The organism is Streptomyces sp. NPDC093071, assembly GCF_044754545.1.
Taxonomy (GTDB): domain Bacteria; phylum Actinomycetota; class Actinomycetes; order Streptomycetales; family Streptomycetaceae; genus Streptomyces.
In genome coordinates, this window is record NZ_JBIVPH010000004.1 from 141,527 (window position 1) to 156,851 (window position 15,325).

Below are 15,325 nucleotides of genomic sequence, written 5' to 3' on the forward strand. Positions count from 1 at the left end.
CGGCGCGACCGGCGAAACCCCGCGAGCCTGCCTCGCTTGGCCGGATTGCGCGTGCGCGCCGGCACGTGTGGGCGCCTCCATCCCTTTTCTGGCCGAGCGGCTCGTACGGGCACCGTCGTGCGTGGGGCCATGGAGGTCATGAACCGCTGTCGGGCCGGGGAGCGCTCGCGTCCTCGAAGACGATTCGGGGGGTGGGGCGGTCGGGGGCCTCTTCGGGGGTGCCCGGTGGGAGTACCGGGGCCAGGGCGTGGAACACCGCCTTCATGTGCGGGTGGTCGTAGTCGGCGAGGGTTTCGGTGGCCTGGAGCAGGAGGCCGCCGGCGTGGAGTTCGTGGACCGCGTGGAAGGCGCCGGTGGCTTTCAGGGCGGTCGGGCCGCCGAGGCGGGCGGCCAGTTCGGCGGGGAGGCCGGTGACCCAGGAGTAGCCGCGCAGAAGGGTCCGGGATTCGCGCAGCGCCTGGCGTTGGGGGCGTTTCAGGGCCGCCTCCAGGTCGGTAGTCTCCTCGAAGGAGAGGTGGTCGATCCGCGCGAAGGCGGGGTCGGCGCCGTCCAGGGCGGTGGCGAGGAAGTCGACCAGGTGCGCGCACCAGGCGGCGTCGGCGATGCGCTCGCCGCCCCGTAGCTGTGCCGACAGTTCGGTGTGGCTGCCGCCGCGGCCCGCTCGCGCACCGCCGATCCGGCCGGAGTCGTCGATCCAGTCGTCGCCGTCGCCGGGGGACGGCTCGTGGAAGCCCGCCGCGGCGTAGAACGGCGAGGGCCGCAGCGCGTCGGCCAGGTGCTGCCAGTGGGCGCGCACGTCGCGCACACGGACCTCCCGGGCGCCGTCGATCGACTCCGTAACCAGTGCCCAGGAGTCGGAGAACTCCCTTTTCCCGGTGGGGAAGAGGAGGTCGGTCGCGGTGCGGAACCAGTGGACGAGGAGTTCGCCGCGGGGCGCGGCGGCCTGTTCGTCGAGCGTGGCCCGGAGGGTGACGTCCGTGCTGGGGGTCTCGTCGTCCACCGGTGGTTTCCTTTCCTCGTCGTGCTGGGGCTCGCCGCCGCCCGACCCTATCGGGCCGGGCGGCGGACCGGGTCAGGCGAAGGCTCCCCCGGTCAGGCCGTTGATGAAGAAGCCGACCGTGAACAGCACGCCCGCGAACACGGCCGCGCCGGCCCCCGCCTTCTGGGTGCCCGGGGAGATCTCGAACCCGCCGTTGCCCGAGTTGCTGCCGGTGGGCGAACCGGTCAGGCCGGGTGCGGGTTCGGGCATCGGGGCGTCGACGGTGCCGGGTGCGGGCTCCTGCACCGGCTTCTGGGCGGTCGCGCCGGGCCTGGGCAGCGGGCTGGGCTTGGGCGTGGGCTTGCGCCGGTCGGAGCGCCCGTAGAAACGCATACCCGGGTAGTCCGCCTTGGACCAGACGTTCATCAGGCCCTCGCGGGAAGCCGCCTTGCCGGGCAGCAGGTCCCTGCCCCGCTCGACCTCCCGGCCGTCGCCCACGTCCTCGAAGTGGTCCTTCATTCCCTCGACGTACCGGGTCAGGTCCTTGGGCCCGTCCTTCTTGCCGTATTCGTTGCCCGGCTTGACCTCCCAGATGTAGACCTTGTCCTTGGTCCACAGGATGACGTCCGCGGCGCCGTCGTTGCCGGTGGCGTTGCCGCTGGCGTTCGGGACGGAGTTGGCGGTGGTGCCGCCGTCGCCGACGTCGACGGTCACGTAGCCCTCGACCTTGTACTCCATGGCCCACACCTGCGCCGCGTAGCCGGACTGGCAGACGGCGGCGTCGTGGCCGCTCATCCCGAAGGTGAGGGCGCAGGCGCTGCCGACGTTGCTCTCGCCGCCGTTGCGGACGACGGTGGCGCCGCCGTTGCCGTTGCCGCCGCTCCCGTTCCCGTTGCCTCCCCCGCCGCCGTTGCCGTTGCCCTTGCCCTTGTCGCCGGATCCGGGGTCCTTGACGGTGGAGACGGGGATGCCGGCCCGGCACTTGATCTGTCCGGTCAGGCATTCGGGTACGGCGTTGCCGGTCGGGTCGGAGAAGGTGACCGGGTTGTTGGCGGCGTAGGTGTATCCGTTGAGGGTCTGCTGCTTGTCCGTTTCGAGGAGCGGGTCGACGCTGATGAACCGGCCGGTCAGCGGGTCGTACTCGCGGGCCCCGACGTGGGTCAGCCCCGTGGAGGCGTCGGCCGTCTTGCCGAGGAAGCCCTTGTCGTCGGGCCAGTTTCCGGTGCCGCCCGTGCGGGGGGCGCCGAACGGGGTGGTGTAGCGCTTGGCGACGGCCTGGGTGGTGGCGTCCACGGCGACCGTGGAGGTGCCGTGGCGGTCGGCGGCCAGCCAGCACAGCGTGTCCGTGCCGGACTTGTTGCTGCGCAGGGCGATCGCGTTGCCGTCGAACCCGTAGTAGCGCTGGGCCCAGAACTTTCCGGTGGTGCCGTCCAGGTGGACCTCGGTGGTGCCGAGGTAGAGGACGGTCTCCCCGGAGGCGTTGCGGCGGACGAGCAGGTTGCCGTCGGCGTCGTAGAGGTAGCCGGTGGCGGACGCGCCCTCCTTCACCTCGGCCAGCTTGCCCTCGGGCGACCAGGAGAGGGTCTGGGCGGCGGCGCCGTCGGGCCGGGTCCTGGTGTTGCCCGCCTCGTCGTAGGTGTAGGCCGCGGCGACGCCGGTGCAGGAGGCGGCGGTGGTGGTCGCGGTCAGGGCGTGCGGTCTGGCGGAGCCGTAGCAGTAGGTGCGGGTGGTGGAGGCGGTGGCGGACCGGTTGGTCTCCGTGGCCCGCAGTCCGGCGTCGGTGTAGGTGTAGGAGGTCCAGTAGGGGCTGGGGCCGCCCAGGCCGGAGGCGGTGCGGGGGGCGGCGCAGTCGCCGCCCGCGGGGGTCCAGGCCTCGGTCAGGCGGCGGTGGCCGTCGTAGGCGAAGCACTGGTTGTCGGCGGCGGAGGTTCCGCCCAGGGTGGTCGGGTCCTTGATGGAGGTGACGTTCCCGGAGTCGTCGTAGGTGTAGTTGAGCTCCTGGAGTTCGTAGGGGTGCGTCTGGTCGGTGAGCACCGACTGGGCGAGCCGTCCGGTGCCCTCCTCCCAGGTCTGGGTGAGATAGGCCTTCTTGACTCCGGTCGCCTGCGAGACGCCCAGGGTGAGCTGGTTGTTCTCGCCGAGTGCGGAGTAGGAGGCGCCGAGGACGTAGCCGCTCTTGCCGGAGAGTGCGGTGGGCAGGCCGACGTCGTTGAACGAGGCCTCCACCTTCTCCGCCGCCAGCCCGGCGGCAGCCGGCTCGTTGATGTACTGCTGGGTGCCGTCGAGGTTGTAGGCGGTGGAGAAGTCGAGGGTGGACTTCACGGCGCCGGAGGTGACCAGCGGGTCGCCCGCGGGCAGCACCAGCTGGTTGCCTGTCGCCCGGTACAGCGCGTCGTAGGCGGTGACCTTCTTGGTGTACGCGGTGCCCGTCACACCGCCCTGGTAACGCGTGGTGGAGTCCAGCTGCCCCTTGGCGAGGGTGTCGTAGGCCCAGGCGGTCAGCTTGTTGGCGTCCGTCTTGGAGCCCGACCACTCCCCCGTCTTGCGGCCCAGCACGTCGTACTCGTAGAGCAGGGCGGCACCGCGGGCGTCGCCGACCCGGGCGACCTGGTCGAGCACGGTCCAGGCAGTGGTCGTGGTGCCCTTGTCCGGGTCGGTCGCCGCGACCTGGCGGCCGTACAGGTCGTAGCCGTAGCTCCAGGTGGCCCCGTCCGGGCCGGTCACCGTGGACTGCTTGCCGTCGGGGGTGTAGGTGAACCTGGTGCTGGTGTAGGAGGTGCCGGCGACCCCGTCGTAGGCGGCGTCGGTGGTGGCGGTCCCGGCGTACTCGCGGCGCTCCACGGTGCGGCCGAGGGCGTCGATGACGTCCCGGACGCCGGAGCCGCCGGACAGGGCGGTGGTGGCGGTGGAGTCGCCGGTGTAGCCGGTGCGGGTGGTCCAGCGCTTGACGCCGTACACGTACAGGGTGGTGGTGACGGGACGGCCCGCCGCGTCGAAGGAGGTCTCCGTCTGCTTGGGCGCCTCGCCGTACTCGGCGCGCGTGTACGTGCCGTTCGGGGTGTGGTCCGCGTCGAAGACGTCCGCGTACGTCTCGTGGACCAGGCCGCGGCTGTCGTAGCGGGTGTCGGTCAGCAGCCGTCCGCCGAGCGCGGTCGGCGACTGGGTCTGCAGCGTGCGCAGCAGCGAGTCGTAGACGGTGTAGGAGGTGCTGTAGGTGTCGCCGTCGGCCTTGAGCGACCCGGCCGAGGTCCAGGACGGCCGGTCGTTGCCGACGGAGTAGCCGTACACGTAGTTGGCACTCTGTCCGCCCGACCGGCTGCGGTTGGGCAGCCAGACGGCGGTGGTGCGGCCCAGGGCGTCGTACGTGGTCTCGGTGAGGCGGGTGTTGACGTCGTAGACCTTGGTGACCTGGCCGTTGCCCGGGTCGTGGTAGGTGTACGACTTCTGCGTCCTGGGATTGGTGAGGACCATGCGGGTCATCGGGCCCGCGGCGACGGGCGTGTAGGCGATGGTGGTGGACCGGCCGGCGCCGTCCGTGGAGGTGGTCACCCGGCCCAGGGCGTCGAAGGCGCTGCTGCCGGTGGTCTGCCAGGCCGTGGGGTGGCGCTCGCCGCCGGTCGCGGCCGCCGGGTAGGCCGAGGCCCGTCCGCCCCAGGTCTTCAAGCCCCTGGTCGGGGTCTGGTGCGCGCTCCACGCGGTCGCGGCGGGGTCGTCGTAGGACGTGGCCGTGTCCGACAGGACGTCGCCGCGGACGGCGGAGGACGCCGGGAGGTTCAGCGCGCTCTCCGCGACGGAGCAGGGGCGGCCGACCGTGCGGGTGCGGGAGACCAGCGAGTTGATGCCCGCCGCGTCGTTGCGGGCGTACCAGGTGCGGGTGCAGGTCTCGTCGCCGGTCTTGGCCGTGTCCCCGGTGGTGTCGACGGTGGCGGCCATGCCGTAGTCGTCGTAGGTGGTGGCGGTGGTCGTGGTGCGCCAGCCGCCGGTGGCCGTCAGATGGGTGTGGGTGGAGGTCTTCGCGGTGCGGACGAAGTACGCCTCGGTGTCGGCGTACGACTTGTGCTGGGTGGCGGTCCGCTTCGACCAGGGGTCGAGGACGGTGACGCCGACCGGGACGGAGCCGTTGTAGGAGATCTGCTGGCGCACCATGCCCGCGTACTGGTCGCTGTCGGTCTGGGCGGGCACCGTCAGGCCGGTGAAGCCGATGCCCCGGACGGTGGCCGAGCGGCGGGCGGTGGGGTCGAGTTCGCCGTCGGGCCCCAGGACCCGGTCCCCGTCCATGCCCTGCCGGTACACGGTGACCGTTTTGACGGCGGAGGTTCCGGCGCCCTTGGTGGTGGTGACCCGTCCGTAGCCGCGCCAGACGGACCAGGTCCGTTCGTCGGGGGCGACCAGCGGGCTGTCGTTGTAGTGCCAGGCGGGGTCGGCGTAGGCGTAGGAGGTCTGGGTGGCGTCGTTGTCGCCGGTCGGGTCGGAGACCGTGACCGCGAGGACGCGGTACTTGTGGAACCAGTCGATCGTGGACTCGGCGGCGCCGTTGATCCCCCAGAACTGCGGGTAGCACGGGCGGGCGTTGTCGTCCTCGGCCGCCGGCATGTTCGTGCCGCGCACGCACTCCGGCTGCGAGAGGGAGACCCGGGTGATCGACCCGGTCTCGGAGGTGACGCTCTCCACGCGGGGGCGGCTCAGAGGCAGGATGTCGTCGGTGGCGTCGACCCGGTTCTCGCGCATCTGATACGTGAACGCGATCGGGTCGAGGGTGATCGCGGTGCCGTTCTTCCCGGTGCGCCGGACGCTCTTCAGCGTCAGGGTCTGGTCGGAGCTGTCGCCGATGTCACCGCCGTCCAGGTACTCCTGGGCGAACGCCCACGAGTCGACGGGGGCGAAGGCCGACGCGGTGGCGGACCAGGCCCACGTGTCGATCCGGGTGAGCCGCTTGCGGGTGAAGAACGCCGGGCTGTGGGCGTCGCAGTCGGCGGCCTTCCGGCAGATCGCGTCGAAGGGCACGTCCGGCCAGTCGGAGGCGGTGGACTCCTTCAGCTCCGAGCAGTCGGCGGCGGTGCAGCGCTCGGCGTAGGTGAAGGTGATCTTGTCGGCGGTGACGCCGGTGAACAGGGAGTCCTTGCGCTGGCCGTAGAGGATCCTGTCGAGGTGTCCGCCGCGGACGTACTCGGTGGTGGCCTTCTCCGCCCCGTTCGCGCCGTAGGCGTTGGTCTCCTTGGTGTACCAGTAGCTGGCCGCGTTGCCGGAGAGGTCCTCGACGTAGTCCAGGTTCCACCGCCAGGCCTGCACGGTGGAGCGGTCGGCGAAGGAGGAGCCCTGGGCGTGGCCGGGTTCGCCGCTGTCGTCGCCGTAGACCGGGACGGTCCACACCGACTCGGTGCGCTCGGTCCCGGCACCGGGGAGCTTGTCCAGGCCGAACCAGTACCGGGTGCCGTCGCCGGTGGTCACCGTCCAGTGCTCGCCGTCGCCGTCGCCGTTGGCCCCGCCGGTGAGGTGGGTGACGGTGGAGGCGTCGTCGTCGGCCAGCCGCCAGGTGCCCGTGGTGTCGTCCTTGACGAGTTCGCTCGCCTTGCCGTTGAGGACGAGCGAGGCGTTGTCGTACTTCCAGCACAGGTCGTGCTTGTCGTTCTGGCCGTCCTTGTCGCAGCTTCCGTAGGAGCGTTCGACGTAGGACGAGGTCGACAGGTCGAAGCCCTCGCCGATCTGCGTGGTCTGGTTGTTGGTGGAGGCGGTGCGTCCGTCGATCGCACCGGAGTCGTAGGCGAGCTGCAGGACTGGTGCCGGACCGGCGCCCGCCGGGGGCACGCTCATCGGGTACGACCAGGTGAACGATCCGGCGCTGCCGCCCGCCTGCCAGGTGGAGGAGGACGACAGCGGGGTGGCGGCGTACGTCCCGGCGCCGGTCGCCGAGGAGGGCGAGGTGGCGGCGAGCGCGAGGACGGTGGCGCCCGCCGCGGCCGTGCCGAGCGGGACGTCGGCGGAGACGGTCCGCGCGGCGGGGTCGTTGGTGGTGGCGAGCGGGGTGCCGGTGCGGCACTCCGCCCGGCCGGGGGTGGTCAGGGCGCAGGCCGGCAGGCGGGTCAGACCGAGCCGGCCCGACCAGCCGCCGCCGTACGCGGAGGCGAAGGCGCCGTAGTCGACGGTGAGGCGTGCCCGGCCGGGCCGCTCGGCGGAGGCGGTGAGCAGGAGGCCGCGCACCCCGGCCGCCTCGGCGGACGACCGGTCCAGGACCCGGACGTCGGAGGCGCCCGCGGCGGCCTTCGGATCGCCGGACGCGACGACGGTGACGGGCAGCCCGCCGGGCGCCGCGGTCGCGGACCGGGAGCGCCCCCCGGACAGGGTGAGGGAGGCACGGCCCGCGGCGGGCCAGGCGACGTGCCGTTCGGCGGCCGCCCGGCGCACCCGGCTCTCGTTGTCCGCCCGTACGGCGGCCACCGCGGCTCTGGTCCTCTCCGCGCCCGGGCCGGTGACGGCCCTCACGTCGCTGTCCCGCTGCTCGGGTACCTGGGGGCGGCCGAGGCCGCCGCCGGGCGCCGCGGAGGCGGGCCCGGCGGCGGGCAGCGCGCCCGAGGCCAGCGCGAGCACCAGGGCGGCGACCGCCCCGGCCCGTCCGCCGCGCTTCCAGCGCGGTGTTGTTGTACCGGTTTTCACGACACACCCCTGTCGAGGCACGGCCGCGTACGGCCGGAGGAGGATGGAAAGGAGCCGGAGGAGGCGGGCGGTGCCCGTCCGGGGTCGGCCGGAGGGCACCGTCCGCCGGGGTTCAGCCGTTGACGAGGGAGTCCACCTGGGTGCCGCTCGCCGCCGCGCCCGCCCAGATCCGGATGTCGGAGACACGTGCGGGCAGGTGGCGGCCCCAGGAGCCGCCCACGTAGGCCTTGCCGACGGCGAAGTCGCCGGATCCCGCCGTCGCGGTGTACGGGGTGTCCGTGTCGTTCTGGGTGGAGTCCAGGTAGAGGGCGATGGTCCCCGCCTGCGCGTCGTACACGCCGGTGAGCCGCACCCGGCTGCCCACCACCGCCGCGCTGTCGGAGTCGACGGCCGTGAAGGTGCCGGAGGCGTCCAGGCGGCCGAACCGCCAGAATCCGACGGGCACTTCGTAGGGGTTGTCCTCGTCGTCGAACCGGGTCTCGGTGCCGGTCGTCTCGTACCACAGGCCCCAGGCGGAGCCGTCGGCGGAGCGCTGGCCGAGGACCTGGCCGATGAATCCGGTCCCCTTGGCGTTGAGCCGCGCCTGGTCCAGCTCGACCTCGGTGGTGACGGTGAACGACCCCGTCCCGTCGACGACCGGTCCGGCGGTGACGGCGGCGTCGTCGGTGCCGTCCAGGACGATCGCCTCGCCGTCCAGCGAGGCGCCGCCGGACAGGGCGAGCACGCGGTTGTAGCCGGTCAGGGTGTCGGTCAGGGAGGTGCCGGTGGCACCGTCCGGGTTCCAGGCGGCGACCAGTTCGGTGGCCGTGGCGGTGCTGTCGGCATCGAGCAGCCGGGCCTCCTTGGCGACCTCGGCCGGTGTCAGGGCCTCCTGGAACACGGCGACCTCGTCGATCCGGCCCTTCCAGTACTGGGTGAAGTCGCCGTACACGTAGCTGGCGCGGCCGATCTGGAAGGCGCCGTCGGGAGTCTGCTTCTCGCCGCCGGCGGGCACCGTGACCCCGGCGCCCTGCGGGCGGCCGTTGACGTAGAGCCGGATGGTCCGCGCCTCGGCGTCGTAGACGGCGGCGAGGTGGGTCCACACCTTGAGCGGGGGGCCCTCGGCCGCCGCGTTCATGGTGACCATCTGCCGGGTGCCCGAGCCGTCGAGCCAGTTGTAGCGGAACACCCAGCGCTTGACGCCCGCGGAGTAGTAGAGGACGAAGCCCGAGTGGTCGGTGCCGGTCTGGGAGAGCACCGCCCGGTAGGCGGAGGTGTCGGTGAGGTAGGCCCAGGCCGACACGGTGTAGGAGGACTGGGTGTTGACCACGGGCGCCGAGGTGGCGGCGTAACCGGTCTGCAGGGTGCTGTCGGAGGTGTCGTTCAGCCACAGCGAGCGGTCGCCCGCGCCGCGCCGGGCCAGCGCGGACCAGCCGGAGCCGGAGGGGTACAGGGTCGCCGGGTGCCGAATGCCGGGGGCGGTGGCGGTGTCGGAGGCGGTCTTCGAGGCCGGGTTCGCGGCGCCGTCCAGGAAGGTCCAGCGGCCGGTGGCGCCCTGTCCCTCCCGTACGTTGAACCGCACGCCGGCGACGGCTCCCCAGCGCCCGCTGCCCACGTTGTCCAGCGCGCGCACCTGCAGGACCTGGGTGCCGGCCAGGTCGGGTGCGATGGCCCGGGTGACCGTGGTGCCGCTGACCGGTGCCGACCAGGCGGAGGCGGAGGCGAGCTTGTACCGGTAGGCGACGACCGTGCTCGCGTCGCCGGACGCCGGGGAGAAGGTGAACGAGCCCTTGACCCCGGGGCCGCCGGCCGCCGCGCAGTCGTTGGCGGTGCACGGCGAGTACGGGCCGTTGAAGGTGATCACCGGGGCCTTGGGTGCGGTGGTGTCGACCTTGAAGTAGCACCAGCCCTTGGTGGTGAGGGTGCTGTGCGACTCCAGGTGGCTTCCGCCGCCGTTGTAGTAGGAGCGGGTGAAGACCGCCATCCGGTAGGTCCCGCCGTTGGCCAGGGTGACCGGTGAGCTCTCCGACACCTTCTGTCCGTCGTTGACGTAGGCGGGGCTGAACGGCCGCACCGGTTCGGTCGCCACTTCCCAGCTGCTGCCGTTGAGCCGCTGCACGTAGAAGCGGAGGCGCAGGTCGGCACCGCTCTCACCGCCCGGGGCGGTCTGCGCGACGGCGGTGAAGGTGGGGGTGGGGTCGGACAGGACGTCGGGGGCGCTCGCGTCGGTCTCGCACGAGGAGACCTCGCCGGAGAGCACTCCGGGGCTGGTCGGCGGGGCCGGGACGCCGACGAAGTCGACATCGAGGACGGCGTCGTCGTCGAACCGCTTCCAGCCGTTCGGGTCGGACTCGTCGGCGGCCTTCAGCATGAGGGTCAACCGGGAGAAGTCGCCGTTCGCGAAGGCCCGCACGGTCGGGGTGAGGTTCTCGTAGCTCTGCGCCGGGTCGTCGTTGAACTCGATGGGCGCGTCGGGCTGGCTCGGGGAGCAGGCCGTGCCCCGGCCGGCCGACACCGTGCGGTCGCCCATGACGTCCCAGTTGGTGGTGGGCCCCGGCCACTTGGTGCCGGAGGAGATGTTGGGGGTGCGGACCAGCTGTACGGGGGTCTTCGTGCAGGACATCGACCAGCGCTCGGTGACCCGGAAGGTGGCGTCCAGGACGCGCTTGCCGCGCAGGGCCGTGGGCGCGAACTCGAAGTACATGCGCTGCTTGTAGCCGGAGCCGCAGACGTAGGCGTAGCCGCCGGTTACGTAGGTCCCGCAGTAGCCGACGCCCTTGCCGTCGTCGCCGCCGGAGAAGTTGTAGAAGGTGTCTCCGTCGGAGGAGAGCAGGGTGCGCTCGGCCTCGCCCCAGGAGACGTCGGGGTCGATGTACAAGGGGTAGACGGTGCCGGTGTCGGCGAGCTGCCCGGCGTCCGGGACGACGGTGATCGAGTCCGCGCCGACGGTGACGGGGAGCACCGCCGTCACGTCGCCGTCGCCCGGCCCGGTGGCCGGGTCGGCTTCCGGCTCGCCGTCCGCGTCGACCGGGGCGGCGGTGCTCTTCCCGGGGAGCGCGAGCGGCCGGGCCGCTGTGTCGGAGGCCCGGTCGGCGGGGGCGTCGCCCGCCGAGTCCCACTGCCGGGCGGCCGGGGTGCGGAAGACCGGATTTCCGTCGGTGTCCACGGCCTCCAGGCCGCCACCCGTGCCTCCGCGGAGGGTGAGGCCGTCGGCGTCGACGGGGAACTCCAGTTCCCTCAGTGCCGGGTTGGCGGCCGCCTCGGCCGACTTCACCACCAGCACCTGGCGGTAGCCCTGCGTGGTGGCGGTGAGTCGCAGGTCGACGCCCGGCAGCACCTCCGGGTACAGGGCGGTGGGGCCGTCCAGGGTCGGCGCGGGCAGCTCGCCGGGCCAGCCGATCGTCAGCGCGCGGTCTCCGTCGGTCACGCTCACCAGGTCCGCGCCGTCGCCGCCGCCGGAGAAGGACACGTCGACGACGGCCGCCCTGGGGCCCGCCGTGCCGTCGGGCCGGCGCTCCAGCGAGGCGTCCGGTTCGGTCCAGGAGCCGTTCCCGGCCCGCGCCCGCACCGGCACGGTGGACATCGACAGGGAATAGGTGTCGCCGTCCGGATTGGCGTAGGTCGTTTCGTACGGCGTGCGCTCTCCGACGATTTCGACGCGCTCGCCGGTTTCCGCGGCCTTTTCCGAGGCCTTTTCGGCCTCGGACGGCGGTTCTCCGGATTCCGCGGCCCGGGCGGTGGAGGGCTGCGCGTGCGCCGCCGGGACCGGGGCCGGGACACCCGCCAGGACGGTGGTCCCGCACACGGCCACGACCACGGCGAACGCGGCCGTTCCGCGCGCTCTGCCCACTCTGCGACAGGCCCTGCGCTCGGCACGGCGCGCCGACATCGACAGCACAACTTCCCCCCGGGATGTACACGATCATCACAGCGGCTGCCGACTATGCCCTTCTTGAACGCGCATGGTCAATGATTTCTTTTCCTCGCGGAGACAGGAAAGGCGGTGCGGAGCGAATAACGCAATGAAGGGTTAATTCAAGGTGAAGGCGAGCGAAATACGAGACCGCTTTTCCTCATTCCCCGCCCCAGGTGCCGTCTCCTCACCTCAGCCCCCGTGCCCTCGCGTCCGGGCGCGTCACGCAGGAGACTGGGGCCCGTCCGGCGGATCAGGGTCGAGCAGGACGCGGCGTCCGGTGCCTTGCGATGCACCACACCGGGCGTCGTGGCCTCGGCCATGAGATGCCGGACGGGCTCCAGGGCCGTTTCGTCGGGTGTGTGCGGAGGGGGAACGCGGATGAGGGAGAGTCACCGGGCCGAGGCCGAGGGGCTGTTGGAGCGGGTCGTGGCGGAGGAGGTGCGCGGTGGGGGCCGGGGGGACGCCGGGGTGCTGCTCGCGCGGGGGCGTGCCGAGTTGGACGTGATGGCGGCGGGGGTGGGGGCGGAGTACGCGGAGTTCCTGCGGGCGGTGGAGGCCGGGGAAGCCGGGGAGGCGGGAGGTGGGCGGGCCGGGGCGCCCGGGGTGGTCGTCGGGGTCGCGGCCGTCGCCGCCGTCGGGGCGGACCTGGTGCTCGGTACGTCGGCGGGGACGGCGCTCGGCGCGGGTGCCGTGGTGGCGGTGGCCGGGGCGGCCGCGACCGTGCTGAAGGCCACGTCCGGGGGCCGGGCAGGGGATGGCGGGGGCGTCGAGGAGGCGCGGGCGCGGTGGTTGGCGGCCCTGGAGAGTCGTGGGGTGCGGCCGTTCCTGGAGCGGGAGCGGGAGCGGGCCGCCCCGGTCACCCCGCCTCTGCGCGGTGTCGATCGGAGCGCGGCGGCCCGGAGTCGTACGGTGCTCGAGCGGTCCTTCGGGCAACTGCCGGACCCCGGCGGGGTGTTCGCGGGGCGGCGGGAGGAGCTGGAGCGGATCGCCGGGTGGGTGCGGGAGGGCAGGGCCTCGGTGGAGACCCGGCCCACGGTGGTGCTGCTGCACGGCGAGCCGGGCTCGGGGCGGACCGCGCTCGCGGTCAGGGCCGCGCACGCGCTGCGCGACCGGTTCCGCGGGGCCTGCGTGGTGGACCTGCGGGGGAACGTCACGGCCCTGCCGGGTACGGCGGGCGAGGGGCCGGTCGCGACCCGGGAGGCGCTGCTGCACCTGCTGAACCGGCTCGGCGCCCCGCGCGAGCGGCTGCTCTTCCGGGAGGGCGCTTCGGTGGAGCAACAGGTGCGGAGGCTCACCGAGCTGTATCACCGGCAGCTGGCCGGGACGCCGGTGACCGTGGTCCTGGACGACGCCGTGGACGCGGCCCAGGTGCGGGCCCTGCTGCCCGGCCGCTCCGAGAGCCTGGTCCTGGTGACCTGCCGGGAGCCGCTGGACCTCGGCCCGGACGTGCCGGCCGCCGTGCACGCCCTGGAGGTGGCGGCGCTCGACGCGGCCGGGGCGGAGGAGCTGCTGCGGGCGGCGGGCGGGACGGACGGCCCCGGGCCGTACGACGCGGAGGCCGCCGGGCGGATCCGGGAGCTGTCCGGCGGGCTCCCGCTGGCGCTGCGGGCCGCGGGCTCGCTGCTCGGGCGGCGTACGGCGGCCGAGGTGGCGGAGCTGCTCGGCCGGCCCGGCTGGGGCCCCGGCCCCGTCGAACGCGCCCTGAACGCCCGCTACTTCCTCGACCTCGACGACGACTCCCGGCGGCTCCTGCGGCGGCTCGCGCTCGCCGGGCGTGCCTCGCTGGGCGCGGCGGCGGCCGGGGCGCTGCTCGGCGCGGACGGCGCCGAGGGCGCGCGGCTGCTGCGCGGCCTCGCGGGCGCGGGGCTCCTGGACCACGTGCGAGGGGAGCGGTACCGGCTGCACGAAGCGGTGCGCGGCTTCGCGGCGGCCCGGCTCCTCGACGAGGAGGACGCGGCGGAGATCGCCGCGGCGCAGGAGCGGCTCGTCCGCAACTACGCGGAGCTGGCGGACGCGGTGATCCGGATGGTCGACGGCAAGATGTCGACCCGCGCCGACCGGTTCGGCGGGCACGGCTTCGGTTCCCTGGAGGCGGCCCTGAGCTGGCTCGACGAGGAGACCAGCTTCATCACGGCGGCGCTGCGGCACCACCGGGGCGCCGACCAGCAGACCGTCCTGGACCTGCTCGGCGCGCTCTGCGACTACTGCCTGCTGCGCGGCGACCTCTACCGGCTCGGCGAGATCGACGAGCTGGCCGCGTCCCTCGGGCAGGGGCCGCTGTCCCGCTCGGTGCGCTGGCGGACCGGCATCGCGGCCCGGCAGATCGGTGACCTCGACCGGGCCCGCACCACCCTGACCTCGGTCGTCTCCTCGTACCGGGAGGAGCGTCAGGACCCGGGGGCGGCGCTCGCGCTCTGCTCGCTCGGGATCACGCTGCACCACCAGGGGAAGCTGGCGGAGGCGGCGGACCGGCTGCGGGAGGCGCTCGCGCTCCAGGAGCCGGAGGCGCTGGCCGCCGACCGGGCCTGGACGCTGCACGCGCTCGCGGCCGTGGAGCGGGACCGGGGGCGGCTCGCGGAGGCGGCGGAGCTGCTCGACCGGTCCCTCGCGCTGCACCGGGCGCACGAGTCCCCGCACGGCGAGGCGTGGGCGCACTTCCAGCGCGGCCAGGTGCTGCTGCTGCGCGGCGACGTGCCGGGCGCCGAGACCGAGCTGCGGGCGGCCCTCGACGGGTACGGGCGGATCCACGACGGGCGCGGCGAGGCCTGGGCGCTGACCCAGCTGGCCCGGGCCCGGCTCGCCGCCGGGGACGCCGAGCCGGCCGTGGAGGGGCTGCGCGGGGCGCTCGCCCGCCACCGGGAGCAGGAGGACGCGCGCGGCGAGGCGTGGACGCTGTACCACCTGGGGCACGCCCTGGAGGAGCGCGGCGACCGCGACGAGGCGGTGCGGGAGCTGGGGCGGGCGCGGACGATGTTCTCCCGGATGCGGGACGTGTACGGGCTGGCCGGCGCCCGGCACCACTCGGGCCGGGTCACCCGCGACCAGGCGGCCGCCCGTACGGGGGGCCTGCGGAACTCGGGCTTCGCCCGTCAGCTGCTCGTGGACGCGCGGGCGGACTACCACCGGATCGGGGTGGCCCACGGGGAGGCCTGGACCTGCCTGGAGCTGGCGGTGGTCGACGCGGGCAACGCGCGCGTGCCGCAGGCGCTGGGCCTGTGCGACGAGGCGCGGGCGCTGTTCGCCTCGTACGGCGACCTGCGCGGCGCGGACTGGGCCCGTTTCCTGCGCTGCACCCTGCTCCCGCACGCCGTCCCGGGCTCCCCGGAGCCGGGGACGGCGACGGCCCGCGAGGAGCTGGCGGCCCTGGTCGCGGACCGGCACCCGGCGCGCGACCCGCGCCTGGACGACTGCGCCGAGGCGTACGGGGCGGTCCTGGCGCGCGGCGTGGCCACGGGCACGCCGTGGCAGGCCTGGGACCTGGGCCTGGTCCCGAACCGCCGCTCCCGGGAGGTACTGGGGACACCGGGGGTGCCGGGGACACCCGGAGTGCCGGGGACACCCGGAGTGCCGGAGGCATCGGAGGTCCCGGGGGCGTAGGGCCTCCGGGGCGTCGAGGCCTCGCCCGCCGGGCCGTGCCCCGATCCGTACGGCTCCCCGCTCGCCCGCGTGACAGCACCGGGCGAGCGGGCTCCCCGTACGCGCGGGCGTGCGAAGGCACGGGCACTCGTCCCCGCGAACCGCCCGCCCGCTCCCGCCAACCCCCGCACGCGTCCGCACGCGCGGACGCCCTCCGGGGCGTA

The 15,325-nt window shown here is 73.9% G+C and carries 4 protein-coding genes; 1 reads left to right on the forward strand and 3 read right to left on the reverse strand.

Annotated elements, in window-relative coordinates:
• Positions 1-136: 136 nt before the first annotated feature.
• The 3 genes from ACIQD7_RS17550 to ACIQD7_RS17560 form a co-directional block, all read right to left on the reverse strand.
• Complete coding sequence (locus tag ACIQD7_RS17550; protein ID WP_402442559.1) at positions 137-1,000, reverse strand: hypothetical protein; 864 nt, start codon at positions 998-1,000, stop codon at positions 137-139.
• A gap of 72 nt (positions 1,001-1,072) precedes the next feature.
• Positions 1,073-7,630 (reverse strand): RHS repeat-associated core domain-containing protein, encoded by a 6,558-nt coding sequence (locus ACIQD7_RS17555; RefSeq protein ID WP_402442560.1) that lies wholly within the window; start codon positions 7,628-7,630, stop codon positions 1,073-1,075.
• Between the two features lie 112 nt (positions 7,631-7,742).
• Positions 7,743-11,459, reverse strand: coding sequence for a LamG domain-containing protein (locus tag ACIQD7_RS17560; protein WP_402442562.1), 3,717 nt, complete (start codon positions 11,457-11,459; stop codon positions 7,743-7,745).
• Positions 11,460-11,903: 444 nt separating this feature from the next.
• Here ACIQD7_RS17560 and ACIQD7_RS17565 point away from each other — a divergent pair, with 444 nt between their 5' ends.
• Entirely contained in the window at positions 11,904-15,122 is a 3,219-nt protein-coding gene (locus tag ACIQD7_RS17565; protein ID WP_402442564.1) for a tetratricopeptide repeat protein, read from the forward strand.
• Positions 15,123-15,325 lie beyond the last annotated feature (203 nt).